Origin of the sequence: Cryobacterium sp. TMT1-2-2 (assembly GCF_004403505.1) — a bacterium.
Classification (GTDB): Bacteria; Actinomycetota; Actinomycetes; order Actinomycetales; family Microbacteriaceae; genus Cryobacterium; species Cryobacterium flavum.
The window spans coordinates 29,238-46,640 of the sequence record NZ_SOGS01000005.1; the positions used below are offsets into that span (position 1 = coordinate 29,238).

A 17,403-nucleotide genomic window follows, 5' to 3' on the forward strand; every position below is an offset into this window, starting at 1 on the left:
CGAATTGAGCAGTGCGGAGTCAGTCAGATTCACAATGTAAGCCTAAGTCGATTCGGGGGTGGCGGCGACGGTTTGGTGGGAGTTGAGCAGTTTCAGGTGCCGGTCGGCTACGGCCGTGACGGCGGCCTCGAGGGCCGGGTCGTCGCCGCGGGCGAGGCCGGCGTACTCGAGCTGCACGGTGCCGTCGGCGCGGGTCGTTGCCTTCACCCAGACTCGGCGGCGCGGCACGAGCAACCCGGTGAACAGGCCGAACAATACGAGCGTGGAGAAGGAGATGAGCCAGATCTGCGTCGGGTCGTAGTGAATATCGAAGCTGGCAAAGCGCGAAACCGACTTGGTGAAGTCACCGGCGGCCGACGCGGCCGGGTCATTGTCGACGAAGCTGACCGTGCCGAGGCCGTTCGGCAACTCGGCTGAGGCGCCCGGCTTGAGTTCGATCGATTCGACTCCGGTTTTGCCGCCGGTCTGCTGGGTCAGAGTGTCGGTGACGAGCGAATAGACGGATGTCGGCACACCGGCATCGAGACCGAGGTCGCCGGTGTACACGTTGAGGGTCAGCAGCGGATATTCGAGATCGGGATAGCTGGAGAAATTCGCTCCCGACGCCGCTTTGTCCTGGGTGGGATAGAAGAAGCCGATCATGCCGAGCTGTTCGGCCAGGCCGTCGGGAACCTTCACGATGCCCAGCGAGGTGAGGTTGGCGTCCTGCGGCAGGAACGGCACCGAATCGGAAAACACGACGGTGCCGTCGGGGGCCGTGACCTGAATGGTCGGTGCGTACCCGTTGCCGAGCAGGTAAATACTGGTGCCGTTGGTGCGCAGCGGTCCGTTGACCTTGACGACGCCGGGCTCTGGAGCCTCACCTTTGGGGGTGACAGTGACGTCGGCGGTAAAGTCGATCGGCTGCCCGTAGGCCTGCAGGTTCTGCTGTTCGTAGGAGACCGAGAAGTCCTCGAGGCTCAGCGTGTACGGGTCGAGGGTGGTGTCATCGAAGAAGCGCCCAGGGTTGAAGGAGTCGTAGGCGAGCAGGGTGTTCACGAAGGTCTGGCCTTCAACCAGCACGCGCTGGCCGGCGAAGCCGTAGCCGCCACCGAAGCCGACGGTCACCAGAATGCCCACGAGCGCCGCGTGAAAAACGAGGTTGCCGGTTTCCCGTAGGTACCCACGCTCGGCCGAAACGGATGATTCGGTGTCGGAATCGAAGCGGGCGACGCGGTAGCCGCTGGATTTCAGGACCGTGCGGGCGTGGGTGATGGCGGTGGCGGCATCCGCTTGCGCCGGCGCGTCTCGTTCGGTGAAACCCGATAGTCGGGAGAGCCGGGCCGGCGTGGTCGGCGGCTTGGCGCGCAGGGCCTGAAAGTGGTGCTTGGTGCGCGGAATGACGCAGCCGATGAGCGAGATGAACAGCAGCAGGTAGATCGCCGAGAACCAGGCCGAAGTGTAGACGTCGAAGGCCTGCAGCTTGTCAAGGTTCGGCGCGAGGTCGGGGTTGTCGGCGAAGTACTGGGTGACGCCGTTCGGGTCGGAGCTACGCTGCGGCACGAGCGACCCTGGAATGGCCGCGATGGCGAGCATCAGCAGCAGGAACAGCGCGGTGCGCATGCTCGTGAGCTGACGCCAGAACCAGCGCAACCAGCCGGTCAGACCGAGTTTGGGCTGCACGACGCCGGGCCCCTGTGTCTGCGGGCGGGAATCGTAGTGGTCAGATGGCCGGGACAAAGTTGCCAATCACCCCTTGCAGATCGAGGAGCCAGGTGTTCCAGATGCCGCTCACCATGAGTACTCCGATGACGACGAGCAGAATCCCGCCGAACAGGTTGATGGCACGAATATGCCGTTTCAGGAATGCGACCGATCCGGTGGCCCAGTTGAGTCCGAGTGCGATCAGTAGGAACGGAATTCCGAGGCCGAGAGAATAGAACAGGGCGAGCAGGCCGCCCTGCCAGGGCGATCCGGTGCCGAGGCTGAGCGAGTTGATGGCGGTGAGGGTGGGGCCGGTGCACGGCGTCCAGCCGACCGCGAAGACCGCGCCGAGCACCGGCGCTCCGGCCAGGCCCATCTTCGGGCGCCAGTTGGTCTTGATGGTGCGTTGCATGGCACCGAACTGCCCGACGAAGACCAGGCCGAGCAAAATGACCACGACACCGGCAATGCGGGTGATCAGGTCGCGATAGGAGTTGAGCCAGAACCCGGCGGCACCGAACACGACTCCGGTGAGCACGAACACCACGGTGAAGCCGAGCACGAACAGGCCCACGCCGGCGAGCAGCCGGGTGCGGCCGCGCCGGTCACGCTTGGACGCGCCGGTGCGTCCATCGGTGAAACCACCGATGTAGGCGAGGTACCCGGGTACGAGCGGCAGAATGCACGGCGAGGCGAAGGACACCAGCCCGGCAAGCAGTGCGATGGGAATGGCGAAGAGCAGCTGACCGCTGAAGACGATCTCTCCGAAGGGATTGTTCACTCGGTCGTGCCAGTCTCCGCGATCGTGTCCCGAATCAGGGTTTCCAGAATGGACGGCGAGGTGACCTGGCCGAGAATGCGCGCAGCGACCCGGCCTTCGGCGTCGAGCACGAGGGTGGTGGGTACCGCGTTGGGCGGGATACTGCCACTGAAGGCGAGCTGCATGGCTCCGGTATCGACGTCGAGCACCGAGGGGTAGGTCACGCTGTAGGTGTCGTTGAAGGCGATGGCGTTCGGCGCCTGGTCGCGCACGTTGACGCCGAGAAAGCTTGCCCCGTCGTTTTCGAACTGGGCGTTCAGGCTTTGCAGGTCGGATGCCTCGGCGCGGCACGGCGCGCAGCTCGCGTACCAAAAGTTGACGACGAGAACTTCGCCGAGCTTGTCAGCACTCGTCACGGTCTCGCCCGTCTCGGTCACCCCGGAGAAGTCGATAGCGTCACCGCGATCGGCGAGGGCGATCTCGGTGACGCTGCCGTCGCCGGCGATGAAGCCCTTGCTCGAGCCCTCCCGGTACTGGTCGGCGAGCGGGTCAGAAGAGCAGCCGGCGAGGAGCAACGCGGCGGCCGCGAGTGCGATCAGTGGAAGGCTGCGGCGGTTCATACGGCACCCACATCGTTGCTCGGGTCGAGAAGGGCCAGTGCCGGGCTGGCGTAGGCGGTTTCGGCGAAGTGATCGCCGTGCCAGGAGAGGGTGGTGATGCTCGACAGGTCGCAGCGGCGCTGGCGCGGGTCATGGGCGAGCCGCTCATGGGCGAGGGAGCGATGCACCATCCAGATCGGCAGCTGGTGGCTGACCAGCACGACGTCGCCCTCGTCGACCGAGTTCCAGGCCTCGTCGATCGCCGCAAGCATCCGCTCGGAGACGGCGCGAAACGGTTCGCCCCAGCTCGGCTTCAGGGGGTTGATCAGGGCCGGCCAGTTGCGCGGGTCGCGGAGCGCGCCACCCTGGCCGCGCATCCGCTTGCCTTCAAAGACGTTGGTCGGTTCGATGATGCGTTCGTCGGTGTCGATCGACAGCGAAAAAGCTGTCGCGACCGGGGCGGCCGATTCCTGCGCGCGCTGCAGCGGCGAAGCGATGACGCGCACGACCGCGCGGCCGCGTTCGACTAGTTCGTCGGCGGCGGTGGCCGCCATGAGCACGCCCAGCTCGGAGAGCCGATAGTTCGGCAGCCGTCCGTAGAGCACGCGTTCGGGGTTATAAACCTCACCGTGACGCACGAGATGCACTTGACTGGCTACCACCCCACTAGTCTACGGAGGGGCCAGCCTTGAAACCGCCGTGAGAGCGCTCAGGCGTCAAGAATGCTGATGCTCCGAGCGAGGTCATCCACGATCGGCAGCAACTCGGTCATCAGCGCAATGTTGAAATTGGCGGCGATCACCACCACGTCCAGGTCGTCACCCTTCCACGCATACTGCGCAATCGCGGCAATGTCATGATCGGGCTCCCCGACGTCGGCGTAGCGGATGGTGCGCACCCCGTCACCGAGCAGCTCCGACGAAAACGTGGTCGCCGTGACGGGGCTCGTCGCCGCGGGGTCGTGCACCGCCGCGAGGTCCTCGAGGGTCAGCTCGGATGAGCTGGCGGGGTACAGCACGCTCACAAAGAAGACGTACTCCGCCGGGTTCGCCAGGTAGACAAAGCGGGACTCGGTCTCCGGTCTGTCATTTGCGATCGAGTGCAACGATTCATCGATCCAGCTCGCGGTCGCCGCATCGAGGGTATGGGCATCCGTCAACAGACCCGTGATCGTGCCGGCCCAGGCGTCGAGATCCGCGAACGGGTTCCACGGCCATTCCTCGGGTACGTAGAGCCATAGGTCACGATCAAAGTCGACCCGAATGGTTGCTGTCATGCCCAAACCACCGATTCCATCATGACGTCGAAGAGCTCGGTGAGCGCTTCCACAATTGGTTCGAACTCCGCGATCGGCGCTCCGGAGACCGAGAGCGCTGACACCAGGAAGCTGCCGGTGCGCCGGGGACCGGCCCTGGTGCGGGCGACCGTCACGTTCGGTCCCCCGGGCTGCATTCGTTCCGCCAAAAGGGCGACGGCAGTGTCTGACGGAACGTCGGTGCGCACCTCGCTCGTCACGATTCCCGCTGAAACTGGAACCAGCCACGGCATCGCCAGTGGAAACACGAGGTCAAGCCCACCGGCTCGGCGCGCTTTGGCCGCGATGGTGCGCAGGCCGGCCCCGAGTCGTTTCTTCTGCGGGCCGTACGTGTCAGTGGGCAGGCCGGCAAATTGTCGGTCGACCAGATTCGCGATGGCAGCATCCGCCGAGTCGCCTACCGGAATCAGAACCCAGCCCGGGGAAAGCACGAGTCGGTAGGCGCATCGAACACGCGGCGCCGATAGTGCAGCTGGCTGCGGCGAAACGGATTCAGGCATCCGCCGACGCTGGCTTCCCTGCGCGGCGAGTGCGCACCGATGGGCCCTCACGCCAAGCCAGCGGAACGAGATGCACCCAGCCCAGGATGTCGCGTACGACGAAGACCAGCCACGCCACGAGGTAGACAAACAACGCCAGCGTGCCTTCGTTATGGATGCCGGGAGCCCCGAAATAGGCGGTGCCCAACGGAATGGAGAACAGGAAGGCCACGAAGGCAAACCAGGCGAACGTGGCGCGCCCCGGTTTGGGAAACCGCCGCAGTGGCAGCGGGATGGTCCAAATAGAGAGGAACAGCATTCCGGCTGCCGGGATGAACAGCGTCCACGATTGGGGGTTGAACGCCGGATACTCGGCGCTCCAGCCGAAGAACCCGCCCTGTTCCTCGGTCGGCGTCGAGCCGGTCAGGAGCCCGAGCACCGCGATGACGAGCGCTGGCCCCATACAGACAATGACGAAAAACACCAGGGACCCGAAGAACACGCGGTCCGAGACACGGAGTGCCATCTTCTGCCAACCCGGCTTCACCATGACGATCCCACTCTCCATGTTGCCTGGTCGTTGACCTGCTTGTACCAATCGTCGAGGGAGGCACCCGCGTTGAGGACGGGGCGGTTGCTTCGCTCACCGCGTCGGAATAGTGGTCGGCCCAGGACTGAGCGATCGCTGCTTCGCCCGCCGCGTAATCACGCGCATCGATCGCCTGCCGCGCCAATGTCTGGGCCGTTTCCAGGGAATCGGCGTAGGCGGAGAGCGACGAGCCCGCCGTTTCATAGCGGCCGTGCAGCTTTTCCAGCCGGCCGGCGACGTCGCCGGACAGCTCCACGAGTGCCGATACGGCCTCGCTCCGGCCCAGGTCATCAGAGGCAATGAGCCGGCGCAGTTCGGCGGCCGATTCGCGTACGGCATCCGCAGTCAGTGTGTACTTGGTCGCCGCTGAGCGCACGCTGGTCGGGTCGCCCGGGAGCGGATCGTAACCGCTCACGACGGAGGAGTTTCAGTCAACGCTCGAGCGGGTTCGGAATCCACCGATTCGAAGCCGTCCGCGACGGTTTGCCCCATCGCATGCATCTGCGTGAGCTGCTCGGTCAGTTCGTTGCGACGGTCGTCCCACTTCGAAGAGAAATCGTCGATCACGCTCGCCAAATGAGCATGCCGACCATGCGCCCAACTCCGCGCTGACTGCGCTGGCATCGCTGAGGCCGCGACGAACGGCGTCGAAATTCTCGGCGAGGCCGCGAACGGCCCCGGTATCGACCTCAAGTTTGCTCTGCGTCATGAACCGTCCCTCCCGAACCACACTCTACCGGGCGCTCCTCGGCGGGTCCCCGCGAGCGGCTCCGGCTAAGCTCGAACAGTGACTTCGCGCGTATTAATCAAGAACCTGTCCGCTCTCGACGACGGCCCCGTATCGGTGTCCGGCTGGGTCGATACCGTTCGAGACCAGAAAAAGGTGCAATTCGTCGTCCTCCGCGACGAATCCGGTGCCGTGCAGCTGGTCAATCCCCGCACAACGGATGCCGACGGCCAAGTCGTCGCGGACGAACCAGCCACCAGCATCTCAGGGTTAGCCCAGGGCACCTTCGTAACCGTCACCGGAGCGCTCAAGCACGACGAGCGAGTCAAGCTCGGCGGCATCGAGATCAAGCTGGCGACCCTCACCGTGGTGTCGGCCGCCATTCCCGAGACGCCGATCGCGGCCGACTCGAGCCTCGACAAGCGCATGGACTGGCGCTTCCTCGACCTGCGCAACCCCAAGCAGAACCTCATCTTCCGCATCCAAACCACGTTCGAGCACGCGATGCGCACGTACTGGATCGAGCACGACTTCATCGAACTGCACACTCCCAAGCTCATGGCGAGCGCGAGCGAGAGTCGCGCCGAGCTGTTCGAGGTCGGCTACTTCGACACCAAGGCGTACCTGGCGCAGAGCCCGCAGTTCTTCAAGCAGATGGCCCAGTCGGCCGGCTTCGGCAAGATCTTCGAGGTCGGGCCGGCGTTCCGTGCTGACCCCTCGTTCACCAGCCGCCACGCCACCGAGTTCACCAGTGTCGACTCCGAGATCAGCTGGATCAACAGCCACGACGACGTCATGCAGCTGCACGAAGACCTCATGGTCGCCGGGTTCACCGCTGTGAAGGCGAAGCACGGCGACGAGGTGCTCGCCCTGTTCGACGTCGAGGTGACCGTTCCGAGCACCCCGTTCCCGCGCATCCCGTTGGCTGAGGCGAAGGAGATCGTGAAGAGCCGCGGCTACGAGGTTCCCCGCGACGACGACGACATGGACCCGGAGGGCGAGCGCCAGATCGCCGCCTACGTGGCTGAGAAGTACGGGCACGAGTTCGTCTTCCTCACCGACTACGCCTCGAGCATCCGTCCGTTCTATCACATGCGTCACGACGGAGACGCGTCGATCACCAAGAGCTACGACCTCATCTTCAACGGCACCGAGATCTCCACCGGCGCCCAGCGCGAGCACCGCATCGAGGTGCTCGAAGCGCAGGCGATCGAGAAGGGCCTCGACCCGAAGGAGATCGAGGGCTACCTCGACTTCTTCCGCTACGGCGTGCCGTCGCACGGCGGTTTCGGCATGGGCCTGGCCCGGGTGCTGATGCTCATGCTGCACCAGGCGAGCATCCGCGAGGTGACGTACCTGTTCCGCGGCCCGACCCGCCTCGAGCCGTAGTAACCCCGCCGGGCCGGTACGTAATGCCGGTAAAATTTGCGACACGCCAGCCCGAGCATCTGGCGTGTCGCAAATTTACCGGCATAGCCTACGCCAGCGGATGCCCCCGCCCCGTTACAGAGATCGGCGCCGGCTAGACCTCGAGGTCCACGGCCAGGCGATCAGCAACGACGGTGCGAATGAACGCGCCGACCTTCTTGTGCTCCGGGTGCTTCTGGTAGCGGTCGAGGGCCTCGAGGTCGTCGAAGTCGGCGATAAGCGCGACGTCCCAGTTTTCGTTACCGGCAACATCCGGCCCAACCGTCAACGCCCGAATCTCGGGAACGATACCCACCAGCGCCTCCAGGCCGGCCACAATGCCTGCGGCATCATCGGCCTTCTTGCGGGGCGTGAGTGCGGTGAGCTTCCAGCAGACGATGTGGCGAATGGTCATGAGACCTCCAGTAGGGCGGTGCGCAGGCGCACGGGATCGATGCGCCAGTAGTTGTGCACTTTGCCGTTGATGAGGAGCACCGGGATGTCCTCGAGGTACAGCTCGTGCAGTTCGGCGTCATCGAGAATGGAACGTTCCTCGAACGTGATCGTGGGCGCGCCAGGGTCGCCAGCGAGCTTGGCGACGACACTGCCGACCAGGTCGCGTGCGTCGTCGCAGAGGTGACAACCGGGCTTGCCGATCAGGGTCAGGTGTGCGGTGGCCATTGTCCCAGCCTAGGGCGACTTGCACCTCGAGACGACGGGCACGGTGGCGCATCGACCAGGGAACGGTCGGGGACAGCAAAAAGCGCCAGTCCCGAGGGGCTAGCGCTTTGCTCGATGAGCAGTTGAAAAACTACGAAGTCGATCTACTTTTTATTACGACGCTGGTGGCGAGTCTTGCGAAGCAGCTTGCGGTGCTTCTTCTTCGCCATACGCTTGCGTCGCTTCTTAATTACAGAACCCACACGGACCTCACAAGTATTGGTTTAGTCGCGGGGCCCGCGACTGACACGAAAACACCATTCTACCGGACAAAACCCGCTCCAACTACTCAGGGGGCGGATCGGGCCTGATCTAGCCGTTTCTGCGCCACTTTTTCGCGGTGGCATCTTTGACGACGTGTGACATTTGCGAAGCGTCAGCGAAGGCCTTCCCGATCGCCGAAGCGAACGCACGCTGCTCTTCTTTCAGGCCAGCGTCGGCCTCAAGATCGGCGTTCTTGACGGCCTGGTCGAAGTCGACGCTGAGGAACGGAATCAGCCAGTCCTCGATCTCTTCAAGCGGTGAATACTCCAACCGGTAGAACCGGTGCTGCCCGTCTTCACGCACGGCGACCAGGCCGGCTTCGCGCAACACCTTGAGGTGTTTGGAGACGGTCGGCTGGCTCAGACCGAGGTGCCCGACGATGTCGGACACGCTCAGCTCGCCTCGAACATCCCCGGAGGGACCGCGAATTTCGCCCGCGGGAACAGCGCGCTCCAAGAGGATGCGCAGGATGTCCCGCCTTGCCGAATCCGCCACCACGGTAAAGATGTCTGCCATAACTTCAGGGTAGTCATTACTGCTGGGTAATCACCACCGCTGCGTAGTACCATTTCAAACTGGCAATAGTCGCAGGTCAATCGGGGGTTCCAGGTGTTGTCTCGAACCGGAACTGAACCATTTTTTCCGCGCCCACTCTCCATTTTGGTGCGCCTCCGCGATGGCGTGGATTCGCTCGCCCACAAGTCGCCATCGCGCTTCGCCATTCTGGTGTTCAGCGCGCTCATCCTGGTGTTTACGGTGTTGTTCTCGCTGCCGATCGCCTCGGCCGATCGCACGGTTACGCCCCTGCACGACGCGCTGTTCACTGCGGTCTCTGTCATCTGCGTCACCGGCCTCACCACGGTCGACATGGCAACGCACTGGTCAGCGTTCGGCAACATTCTCGTGTTCGTCGGCGTCAACATCGGCGGCATCGGCGTTCTGACGCTCGCGTCCCTGATGGGACTGGTCATCTCGCGGCGGCTCGGATTGCGCGCCAAGCTAATGGCGGCCAGCGACTCCAACCCCTCCCGCATCCATTCCGGCCCGGTCAACGAGGGCCAGACCGTTCGGCTCGGCGAGGTCGGCAGCCTGCTGTTGACCGTCGCGATCAGCGCACTCGTCATCGAGGTCGGCGTTGCAGCGCTGCTCTTTCCCCGCATGCTGCTTGATGGCGTCGCGATCGGCGAAGCTCTGTGGCACAGCTTCTATTACGCCGCGATGGCGTTCACCAACACCGGGTTCAACCCGAACTCCGGTGGACTCGACCAGTTCGCCGGCGACTACTGGTTTCTCGGCGCGCTCATGATCGGTGTATTCCTCGGCAGCCTCGGGTTTCCGGTGATCTACGCCTTTGCGCGCGGCTGGCGCAGGCCGCGCCGCTGGTCGGTGCACGTCAAGCTCACCCTGGTCACGACGATCGCCCTGATGATCCTCGGCATGATCTTCTACATCATTCTCGAGTTCGACAATCCGAAGACCTTCGGGTCACTGAATGCCGGCGACACCATCTTTCAATCGTTGTTCATGTCGGTGATGACGCGCTCGGGCGGTTTCGCAACGATTGACATCAGCGACCTGCACGGGTCGAGCCTGCTGCTCAGCGACATGCTCATGTTCATCGGTGGCGGGTCGGCGTCGACCGCTGGCGGTATCAAGGTCACGACCCTGGCCATCCTCTTTCTCGCCGCCTTTGCCGAAGCACGCGGCAAGCAGGAGATGGAAGCGTTTGGCAAGCGCATTCCGAGCGACATTTTGCGCCTCTCGGTCAGCGTCGTGCTGTGGGGCGCGACCACCGTCGCCGTCGCCAGCATCCTGATTCTGCACATCTCGAAGCAACCCTTCGACATCGTGCTGTTCGACGTGATCAGCGCCTTCGCGACCTGCGGACTGTCCACCGGACTTACAGCGGACCTGCCGCCTGAGGGCGTCTACGTCATGGCGGCGACGATGTTCATGGGCCGGGTTGGTACAGTGACTCTCGCGGCAGCACTGGCCGCAAGCCACAGCAGGCAACTGTTCAAACGCCCGGAAGAGAGACCCATCGTTGGTTGATCGCATCAAACACGACGCCCCCGTGCTCATCATCGGGCTCGGACGGTTCGGCGCAGCCACGGCCGGCCAGCTCGACCGACTGGGCCGCGAAGTACTCGTCGTCGACACGAGCGAGGCGCTCGTATCCAAGTGGTCGGAGCGCGTCACTCACGCCGTTCAAGCGGATGGCCGTTCTCTCGAGGCCCTGCAACAAATCGGCGCGCAGGACTTCTCGATCGCGGTCTGCGCCGTCGGCTCATCGGTGGAAGCCAGCGTGCTCATCGTGGCCAACCTGGTGGACCTCAAGATCCAGCAGATCTGGGCCAAGGCCATCTCCAAGTCGCATGGCAAGATTCTTGAACGCATCGGCGCCAACCACGTCATCTACCCCGAGGCCGAGGCCGGCGAACGGGTCGCCCACCTGGTGTCGGGTCGCATGCTCGACTTCATCGAATTCGACGACGATTTCGCCCTCGTGAAGATGTACCCGCCGAAGCCGATCCGCGGCCTCAACCTCATTGATTCCGGGGTGCGCCGCAAGTATAACGTGACCGTCGTCGGCGTCAAGAGCCCCGGAAAACCGTTCACCTACGCGACCGCGGAGACCGTCGTCTCCAACCACGACCTCATCATCGTGTCCGGGGCCGAGGCCGATATCGAGCGGTTCGCCGCGCTCGGTTCCTAGCTCTCCCCCTATTTGGGGGAGACGACCGGCTAGTCTCCTATTTACGGACATTTCTCGCAGCAGCTCACCCGAGGTTGCGCGCTGACGACGTGTGCGCGAACGGAAAGGCTCACCCATGTCACCCGACGTGCCCGCTCTTGCCAACACCCCGGCCGATATTGTCGCCGCAGTTCAGACCGACACGACGGGCGAGGTGACCATCGATGGTTCCCGCCGCCGCGTCACCGGCACCGATGAAGCCGGAGTTCGCGAGGAGATCATCGGCCTCGTGGTCGAGACTGCCCGGAGCCGCGGAAAGTCGGTTCTGCTGCGGGTCAGTGACGAGCAGGGAGACTGGCCGCTGACCGTGCATCCCAACGGGAGAGTCGAATCCGCCGGACCGGTCGTCGTGGTCGGCCGCCCGAAGCCGGCGAAAACTGCGCCCCTGCCCGTTGTGAGCGACATCGAGAAACCGACGCCGTTTGCCACGCTGCTGCAGCCGCCCGTCGCAGCGCCGGCGAGCGCCCTATTCGAGTCGCTGTTGGCGCCCCCAGCGGATGCCACGCCCCCGTCACCCGCAGCGTCACCCGTTGCGCCCAACCTGGCCGACTTTCTCAGCTCCCGGCCACCGGCACCAGCCGGACCGGCCGAGCACGGCTGGCAGGGCGCCGTGCGCCGCCTCAGCGGCGGCCTGGTCTCACCCACGCCGAGTTCCACCGAGCGCAGGCAGCGCACCGCCATCGCGGCCGTGCAGCGCAGCTTGAACGGCCCGCGCACCATCGTGGTGCTCAACCCCAAAGGCGGAGCGCACAAGACCACGGCGACGCTTCTCATTGCGGCCACCTTCGGCATCTACCGTGGCGGCTACACGCTCGCCTGGGACAACAACGAAACCATGGGCACGCTCGGCGTTCGCGCCCAAGCGGCCAGACACACCAATACCGCCGTCGACCTGCTGCGCGACCTCGACCGGTTTGGCGATGCCCGTTCCCGGGTGGGCGACCTCGACAACTATGTGCGCTCGCAGGGCGACGCACAGTTCGACGCGCTCGCCTCCGACCTCGACCCGGCGGGTGCTGCGAGCATCGACGACGACGCTTTTCGCAAACTGCACACGACGCTGAGCCGTTTCTACCGGGTTCTCGTCATCGACACCGGCAACAACATGCGAGCCAGCAACTGGGAGGCGGCGGTCGATACCGCCGACCAGCTGGTGATCGTGTCGACCATTCGGGAGGACACCGGTTACGGTGCGGCGTCACTGATCGACGGCCTGCGACAGAAGGGCCACGCGGACAAGGTTGCCCAGGCGGTCACCGTGCTCGCCTCGCCGTCGAAAACCGCTGACGAGCAACTGTCGAAGCGTCTGCACGACCACTTTCGCCAACTCACCCGCACGGTCGTCGACGTGCCCTACGACGCCTCACTGGTCGGTGGCGGCCCGCTCATCATCGACGCCCTGGCACCGCACACCCGTGCAGCGTGGCTGCAGGCGACGGCGGCCATCGCGGAAGGGCTGTAAGGCGCGCAGGGCTGTAATGCGCGCACGGCTCTAGCGGGAGGCCTACGAGGCGGCGAGTTCCTTCGCACGGGCGAGTGCGGCATCCGTTGCGGCGTCGAAGAGCTCCTTTAGGCCGCCCTTTTCGAGTTCCCAGACGGCACGCTCGGTGGTGCCGGCCGGGCTGGTCACCTGGCGGCGCAGCTCGCTCGGCGACTTGTCGGAGACGGCGAGCAGCGCGCTCGCGCCGAGGAAGGTGCCGTTGACCATGACGGCGGCCTCTTCGGGGGTGAAGCCCTTGCTAATAGCCGTTTCGGTGAGCTGCTCGATCAGGTAGAACACGTAGGCCGGGCCGGAACCGGAGATGGTGCTGAGGGCGTCGAGCTTGCTCTCGGGCACGACCAGCACGTCGCCGACCGTGGCGAACAGTGCGCGGGTGAGCTCCAGGTCGGCGTCGCTCGATCGGGTGCCGGCGCTGATGCCGGTGACGGCCATGCCGACCACGGCCGGGGTGTTCGGCATGGTGCGGATGACGTGCACGGTTTCGGGCAGGAGCGATTCAAAGGTGTCGATGGTCACGCCGGCCGCGACACTCAGAATGAGCGTGCCGGGTGCAAGGGAACTGCCGATTTCGGCCAGCAGATCGGCGACCATGTAAGGCTTGACGGCGATGATGACGATCTGAGCGCCATCGATGGCCTTGAGGTTCGCATCCTTGTCGACCTCGGTCGCGTACGCGGTGACCCCCTCGGTGTCGGCCAGCTCAGCGGCCTTCACCGCGGTGCGGTTGGTGACCCGGATGCCGCCCGTGACGGTCACACCGGGCTTCAGCAGGCCGGCCAGAATGGCGCGGGCCATGGAACCGGCGCCGAGGAAGGCGATCGTGGGCAGAGTCACGTTCTGGGAAGAAGTCATCCGACCAGTCTACTTTTTTGCGCTCTCGGGACGCCCAAAACGGCCAGCCCGGGCGCAGCCTTCGACCGCAGACGCGCGGTTCTAAGATGTTTTCATGAGCGCATCCGGCGGAAACAAAGCAATCGTGGCAGCATTCGCGGCAAATCTGGGCATCGCAGTGACCAAGTTCGTGGCCTGGGGCTTCTCCGGATCGTCGTCGATGCTCGCCGAGGGGGTGCACTCGGTAGCGGATGCCGGGAACCAGCTGCTCCTCTTGCTCGGCGGTCGCAAGGCGAAGAAGCGGGCCGACCTGGAGCATCCGTTTGGCTATGGCCGGGAACGCTACGTCTACGCTTTCGTGGTGTCGATCATTCTATTCTCGATCGGCGGGGTATTCTCGCTCTATGAGGGTTTCGACAAGCTGCAGCATCCGCATCCGCTCGAAAATGCCTGGCTGCCGATTCTGGTACTCGCCATCGCAATGGTGCTCGAAGGATTTTCGCTGCGCACCGCGATTCGGGAGTCGAATCACACCCGCGGCACACAGTCCTGGGTGCAGTTCATTCGCCACGCCAAGGCGCCAGAGCTGCCCGTGGTGCTGCTCGAAGATGTCGCGGCTCTCACCGGCCTCGCCTTCGCCTTTGTGGGGGTCGGCCTGACCATCCTCACCGATGAACCGCTCTGGGACGCCGTGGGAACTCTCTTGATTGGCGCACTGCTCGTTCTGGTCGCGATCATTCTCGGGATCGAGACCAAGAGTTTGCTCGTGGGCGAGGGCGCCAGCAAGAAGGACTTCGACGCCATAGAAGCGGCCATTCTGAACGGCCCGGAGACCAAGCGCATCATCCACTTGAAGACGCTCTACCTCGGCCCGGACGAGATTCTGGTCGGCGCCAAGCTGGCCTTCGACGGCGAGCACCGGTTCGCCGACGTCGCAACCGACATCAATGCCGTTGAAACCCGAATACGCGCGGCGGTGCCGCTGGCCCGCACGATCTATCTCGAACCCGACATCTTCTTCGACCCGAACCTGGCCAATCCGCCCACCGACACCTTTGTGATCAAGGGCCTGGAGTAGGCCTCAGCGCGCGGCCCGACGGGCCGGGTCCTCGAAAAACTCGCGCAGGACTTCGCCGCACTCGGCGTCATTGACGCCGGCGAACACCTCAACCCGATGGTTGAGCCGGCGGTCGCGCAGCACGTCGTAGACCGATCCGGCCGCGCCCGCCTTCGCGTCCCAGGCGCCGAACACGACCGTGGGCACCCGGGCGGCGAGGATCGCGCCCGCGCACATCACGCAGGGCTCGAGGGTGACGATCAGGGTGGCGCCGGTCAGGTGCCAGTCACCGGTGTGCGCGGCGGCCTGCCGGATAGCGACGACCTCGGCGTGCAGGGTCGGGTCCTGGTGCAGTTCCCGCTCGTTGCGGCCGCGCCCGATCACCACGCCCGCAGCATCGATGACGACGGCTCCCACCGGTACGTCGTCGGAGGAGAGCGCCGCGCGCGCCTCGCTGAGGGCGAGCAGCATCCACTCTTCGTGTTGATCTTGTGCACGCATGTGTCACCTTAAGCCGGGGGATTGCCTCTAGTAGAATTGAGCCTATGCGAGTCCATGTTGCCGACCACCCGCTCATCACGCACAAGCTCACCGTGCTTCGCGATAAGGACACGCCGTCACCGCTGTTCAGATCGCTCGTCGAGGAGCTCATGACGCTACTCGCCTACGAGGGCACCCGTGGCGTGCGGGTGGAGGCCGTCACCGTGCAGACCCCCGTGTCTGCCGCCCAAGGCGTGCGCATCAGCGACCCGAAACCGCTCGTCGTGCCGATTCTGCGCGCTGGCCTCGGCATGCTCGAGGGCATGGTCAAGTTGCTGCCGACCGCCGAGGTTGGCTTTCTGGGCATGGCGCGCAACGAAGAGACTCTGCAGCCGACGACCTACGCCGAGCGCCTGCCCGACGATCTCTCGGATCGGCAGTGTTTCGTTCTCGACCCGATGCTCGCCACCGGCGGTTCGCTCATTGCCGCCATCAACTTTCTATTCGACCGCGGCGCGGTCGACGTGACGGCCATCTGCATCCTGGCCGCGCCGGAAGGGCTCGCCGCCGTGGAGAAAGCCCTGGCCGGCCGCGAAGTGACGATTGTGCTCGGTGCCGTGGACGAGAAGCTCGACGAGCAGGGCTATATCGTGCCCGGCCTCGGCGATGCCGGCGACCGGTTGTACGGCCTGGTCTGACGCCCCGGCCTTCCTCCTGATCGACGAGACCCGGCCGGCGCGCGCAGGTTCTGCGACCGGCAACACGCCAGACCCGGTTCACATCAATAATCTTTGATTGATTAGATCTTGAGCACGGAATATTTCATAAAGTCGTGATTGTGCACTGATTCGCCTAAATGGGCGGTGCCCCGCGAACGTGGTGCGCGTCATGCGGCGACTTACCGCGACGCCAAATTGACACACGGCGTCACATTCCGCTTTACTCGCAGGTATGACAACCAGCGCACGCCCCCTGACCTCCCTCGAGGCCCCCGGGACTGCCGCCATGATGATGGCCGGCACCCCCGCCATCCGCTGTTGCCGAATGTGCCGCTAACCGAGACTTCCCCTAGGCGTCCTGTTCCTGACTGATTTCATTCGTCAGACCGACGCCCCGAGCGCTTGTTTGAAGCACTCGCCCTCCGGCCCCACGGGCCTTCCGGAGCCACCACGAAGCAGCGCTTTCGCGCATCCGTCGAGCTCCCTTCGATCGAACAGTCAAGGACCCCTCATGTCTCTCGCACACATCCACGCCACTCGCCCCGCCTACTTCAACCGCCCCGAGCTGACCCTGGCTCCGCCGGTTGCCGCACCGCGCATTCGCGCCGTACCGACCGGCACCGAGGCTCGCGGCTTCGTGCTCTACGTCGGCATCGACGAGGCCAAGGCGGCCGCAGCCGGCACGAGCCTGAACCGTATCGTTGAGGCGCTCAAGGCCCTGGCCGCCGGCATCGCTCCCTCCGCCGAAACCTATGCTGCCGTCGCACTGGCACCGGAGGGTGCTGGCGGACGCGACGTGGACGTCGTGCGTCTCGCGTTGCAGGACCCGTCCGCACTTGCTGCGCACCGCGCAGAGCCCGAAGAGCTCGACCGCGCTCGCAGCGGTGTAGTCGTCGACATCTCCCGCAAGCGCGTCATCCTCGACAACGAGACGGCCGCGCTGACCTACAAGGAGTTCGAACTGCTGCAGTACCTCGTACTGCGCGAGGGACGCACCATCGACCGGGCCGAGATCATCTCCGCGCTCTGGAACTCCGCCGATGAAGAAGACACCCCGAACGAGCGCACCATCGACGTGCACGTTCGTCGCCTGCGCTCCAAGCTCGGCCGCTACGAAGACATCGTGCGCACCGTGCGCGGCGTCGGCTATCGCTTCGACCGCCACGCGGACGTCGCCATCCGCCAGTCGACCACGCCGAGCCCCGACCTGTTCTAAGCCGGTCTGGCGGGCATCGCGTGATGCCGCGTTAACGGACTGAGGGTCAGTCGCAGAGGCTACGACTGACCCTCTTCCCTTGCACCAAGAGTGTCCTGCAATCACATTTCACGTCTTCCGCCACAGCAAACGGTTGACGCACCTAAAAACATATAACGAATAGGTAACGGGCGCCACCTTTCGTCAACAAAATCACCTGCGAGTTTCATGCCAAGAACCTGACCGTTCTCCGGCCTCGCAGATGCTGGCCCACGGCCCGCACGGTGCCCGCGCCCCCGCTCGAGTCTCTATTCTTGGAGAA

The 17,403-nt window shown here is 64.6% G+C and carries 21 protein-coding genes; 7 read left to right on the forward strand and 14 right to left on the reverse strand.

What is annotated here, in order from left to right:
- Nucleotides 1-42 precede the first annotated feature (42 nt).
- The 8 genes from E3T35_RS03835 to E3T35_RS19130 all read right to left on the reverse strand — a co-directional run bounded on the left by E3T35_RS03835 (nt 43) and on the right by E3T35_RS19130 (nt 5,992).
- Entirely contained in the window at nt 43-1,719 is a 1,677-nt protein-coding gene (locus E3T35_RS03835) for a cytochrome c biogenesis protein ResB (protein ID WP_134377927.1), read from the reverse strand.
- Nucleotides 1,703-2,464 carry a cytochrome c biogenesis CcdA family protein gene (locus tag E3T35_RS03840; RefSeq protein ID WP_092340483.1) on the reverse strand — a complete coding sequence of 254 codons (762 nt, stop codon included), beginning with the start codon at nt 2,462-2,464 and terminating at the stop codon, nt 1,703-1,705. The genes E3T35_RS03835 and E3T35_RS03840 overlap by 17 nt, the downstream gene beginning before the upstream one ends.
- Nucleotides 2,461-3,063 carry a TlpA disulfide reductase family protein gene (locus tag E3T35_RS03845; protein WP_134343859.1) on the reverse strand — a complete coding sequence of 201 codons (603 nt, stop codon included), beginning with the start codon at nt 3,061-3,063 and terminating at the stop codon, nt 2,461-2,463. Before E3T35_RS03845 ends, E3T35_RS03840 begins: the two co-directional genes overlap by 4 nt.
- Nucleotides 3,060-3,704 (reverse strand): histidine phosphatase family protein, encoded by a 645-nt coding sequence (locus E3T35_RS03850; RefSeq protein ID WP_092340485.1) that lies wholly within the window; start codon nt 3,702-3,704, stop codon nt 3,060-3,062. The genes E3T35_RS03845 and E3T35_RS03850 overlap by 4 nt, the downstream gene beginning before the upstream one ends.
- 47 nt (nt 3,705-3,751) lie before the next feature.
- The gene (locus tag E3T35_RS03855; RefSeq protein WP_134377916.1) at nt 3,752-4,318 is read right to left on the reverse strand and encodes a hypothetical protein; all 567 of its coding nucleotides are present in this window, start codon (nt 4,316-4,318) and stop codon (nt 3,752-3,754) included.
- Nucleotides 4,315-4,857, reverse strand: coding sequence for a hypothetical protein (locus E3T35_RS03860; RefSeq protein WP_134377917.1), 543 nt, complete (start codon nt 4,855-4,857; stop codon nt 4,315-4,317). The genes E3T35_RS03855 and E3T35_RS03860 overlap by 4 nt, the downstream gene beginning before the upstream one ends.
- Nucleotides 4,850-5,386 carry a hypothetical protein gene (locus E3T35_RS03865; RefSeq protein WP_134343857.1) on the reverse strand — a complete coding sequence of 179 codons (537 nt, stop codon included), beginning with the start codon at nt 5,384-5,386 and terminating at the stop codon, nt 4,850-4,852. The genes E3T35_RS03860 and E3T35_RS03865 overlap by 8 nt, the downstream gene beginning before the upstream one ends.
- A 450-nt stretch (nt 5,387-5,836) precedes the next feature.
- Entirely contained in the window at nt 5,837-5,992 is a 156-nt protein-coding gene (locus tag E3T35_RS19130) for a hypothetical protein (RefSeq protein ID WP_166789819.1), read from the reverse strand.
- A gap of 220 nt (nt 5,993-6,212) precedes the next feature.
- Here E3T35_RS19130 and aspS point away from each other — a divergent pair, with 220 nt between their 5' ends.
- Nucleotides 6,213-7,541 carry an aspartate--tRNA(Asn) ligase gene (gene aspS, locus E3T35_RS03870; protein ID WP_134377918.1) on the forward strand — a complete coding sequence of 443 codons (1,329 nt, stop codon included), beginning with the start codon at nt 6,213-6,215 and terminating at the stop codon, nt 7,539-7,541.
- A 133-nt stretch (nt 7,542-7,674) separates the two neighbouring features.
- On the opposite strand, the gene E3T35_RS03875 is transcribed toward aspS, so the two are convergent.
- The 4 genes from E3T35_RS03875 to E3T35_RS03890 all read right to left on the reverse strand — a co-directional run bounded on the left by E3T35_RS03875 (nt 7,675) and on the right by E3T35_RS03890 (nt 9,059).
- A complete protein-coding gene (locus E3T35_RS03875; protein ID WP_092340492.1) occupies nt 7,675-7,974 on the reverse strand; it encodes a Dabb family protein in 300 nt (99 codons plus the stop codon).
- Nucleotides 7,971-8,240 (reverse strand): glutaredoxin family protein, encoded by a 270-nt coding sequence (locus E3T35_RS03880; RefSeq protein ID WP_092340493.1) that lies wholly within the window; start codon nt 8,238-8,240, stop codon nt 7,971-7,973. The genes E3T35_RS03875 and E3T35_RS03880 overlap by 4 nt, the downstream gene beginning before the upstream one ends.
- 143 nt (nt 8,241-8,383) lie before the next feature.
- Entirely contained in the window at nt 8,384-8,482 is a 99-nt protein-coding gene (locus tag E3T35_RS03885) for a 30S ribosomal protein bS22 (RefSeq protein WP_003792170.1), read from the reverse strand.
- 109 nt (nt 8,483-8,591) lie between these two features.
- Entirely contained in the window at nt 8,592-9,059 is a 468-nt protein-coding gene (locus E3T35_RS03890) for a helix-turn-helix transcriptional regulator (protein ID WP_134343854.1), read from the reverse strand.
- 144 nt (nt 9,060-9,203) lie between these two features.
- Here E3T35_RS03890 and E3T35_RS03895 point away from each other — a divergent pair, with 144 nt between their 5' ends.
- The 3 genes from E3T35_RS03895 (at nt 9,204) to E3T35_RS03905 (ending at nt 12,760) form a co-directional block, all read left to right on the forward strand.
- Nucleotides 9,204-10,595 (forward strand): TrkH family potassium uptake protein, encoded by a 1,392-nt coding sequence (locus E3T35_RS03895; protein WP_134377928.1) that lies wholly within the window; start codon nt 9,204-9,206, stop codon nt 10,593-10,595.
- Complete coding sequence (locus E3T35_RS03900; protein ID WP_092340496.1) at nt 10,588-11,259, forward strand: TrkA family potassium uptake protein; 672 nt, start codon at nt 10,588-10,590, stop codon at nt 11,257-11,259. Before E3T35_RS03895 ends, E3T35_RS03900 begins: the two co-directional genes overlap by 8 nt.
- 115 nt (nt 11,260-11,374) lie before the next feature.
- Nucleotides 11,375-12,760, forward strand: a complete 1,386-nt coding sequence (locus E3T35_RS03905; RefSeq protein ID WP_166789820.1) for a cobalamin biosynthesis protein CobQ — start codon at nt 11,375-11,377, stop codon at nt 12,758-12,760.
- Nucleotides 12,761-12,802: 42 nt separating this feature from the next.
- Here the strand turns inward: E3T35_RS03905 and proC are convergent, their stop codons facing one another.
- Nucleotides 12,803-13,651 carry a pyrroline-5-carboxylate reductase gene (proC, locus tag E3T35_RS03910; protein WP_104088147.1) on the reverse strand — a complete coding sequence of 283 codons (849 nt, stop codon included), beginning with the start codon at nt 13,649-13,651 and terminating at the stop codon, nt 12,803-12,805.
- A 94-nt stretch (nt 13,652-13,745) separates the two neighbouring features.
- Between proC and E3T35_RS03915 the strand changes: the two genes are divergently transcribed.
- Nucleotides 13,746-14,708, forward strand: coding sequence for a cation diffusion facilitator family transporter (locus E3T35_RS03915; protein WP_092340498.1), 963 nt, complete (start codon nt 13,746-13,748; stop codon nt 14,706-14,708).
- A 3-nt stretch (nt 14,709-14,711) separates the two neighbouring features.
- Here the strand turns inward: E3T35_RS03915 and tadA are convergent, their stop codons facing one another.
- Nucleotides 14,712-15,188, reverse strand: coding sequence for a tRNA adenosine(34) deaminase TadA (gene tadA, locus E3T35_RS03920; RefSeq protein WP_206750604.1), 477 nt, complete (start codon nt 15,186-15,188; stop codon nt 14,712-14,714).
- 44 nt (nt 15,189-15,232) lie between these two features.
- Between tadA and upp the strand changes: the two genes are divergently transcribed.
- Together upp and E3T35_RS03930 are read left to right on the forward strand one after the other, a co-directional pair.
- On the forward strand, nt 15,233-15,865 hold the full coding sequence (gene upp, locus E3T35_RS03925) for a uracil phosphoribosyltransferase (RefSeq protein ID WP_134343852.1): 633 nt from the start codon (nt 15,233-15,235) through the stop codon (nt 15,863-15,865).
- 532 nt (nt 15,866-16,397) lie between these two features.
- Nucleotides 16,398-17,102, forward strand: coding sequence for a winged helix-turn-helix domain-containing protein (locus tag E3T35_RS03930; protein ID WP_134377919.1), 705 nt, complete (start codon nt 16,398-16,400; stop codon nt 17,100-17,102).
- Nucleotides 17,103-17,403: the final 301 nt, after the last annotated feature.

Bases quoted from the DNA above. Each gene is read 5' to 3' on its own strand.
- E3T35_RS03875 (WP_092340492.1), bottom strand. From the start codon at position 7,974: ATGACCATTCGCCACATCGTCTGCTGGAAGCTCACCGCACTCACGCCC.
- E3T35_RS03880 (WP_092340493.1), bottom strand. From the start codon at position 8,240: ATGGCCACCGCACACCTGACCCTGATCGGCAAGCCCGGTTGTCACCTC.
- E3T35_RS03915 (WP_092340498.1), top strand. From the start codon at position 13,746: ATGAGCGCATCCGGCGGAAACAAAGCAATCGTGGCAGCATTCGCGGCA.
- E3T35_RS03860 (WP_134377917.1), bottom strand. From the start codon at position 4,857: ATGCCTGAATCCGTTTCGCCGCAGCCAGCTGCACTATCGGCGCCGCGT.
- tadA (WP_206750604.1), bottom strand. From the start codon at position 15,188: ATGCGTGCACAAGATCAACACGAAGAGTGGATGCTGCTCGCCCTCAGC.
- upp (WP_134343852.1), top strand. From the start codon at position 15,233: ATGCGAGTCCATGTTGCCGACCACCCGCTCATCACGCACAAGCTCACC.
- E3T35_RS03930 (WP_134377919.1), top strand. From the start codon at position 16,398: ATGTCTCTCGCACACATCCACGCCACTCGCCCCGCCTACTTCAACCGC.
- proC (WP_104088147.1), bottom strand. From the start codon at position 13,651: ATGACTTCTTCCCAGAACGTGACTCTGCCCACGATCGCCTTCCTCGGC.
- E3T35_RS03865 (WP_134343857.1), bottom strand. From the start codon at position 5,386: ATGGTGAAGCCGGGTTGGCAGAAGATGGCACTCCGTGTCTCGGACCGC.
- E3T35_RS03905 (WP_166789820.1), top strand. From the start codon at position 11,375: ATGTCACCCGACGTGCCCGCTCTTGCCAACACCCCGGCCGATATTGTC.
- E3T35_RS03845 (WP_134343859.1), bottom strand. From the start codon at position 3,063: ATGAACCGCCGCAGCCTTCCACTGATCGCACTCGCGGCCGCCGCGTTG.
- E3T35_RS03855 (WP_134377916.1), bottom strand. From the start codon at position 4,318: ATGACAGCAACCATTCGGGTCGACTTTGATCGTGACCTATGGCTCTAC.
- E3T35_RS03890 (WP_134343854.1), bottom strand. From the start codon at position 9,059: ATGGCAGACATCTTTACCGTGGTGGCGGATTCGGCAAGGCGGGACATC.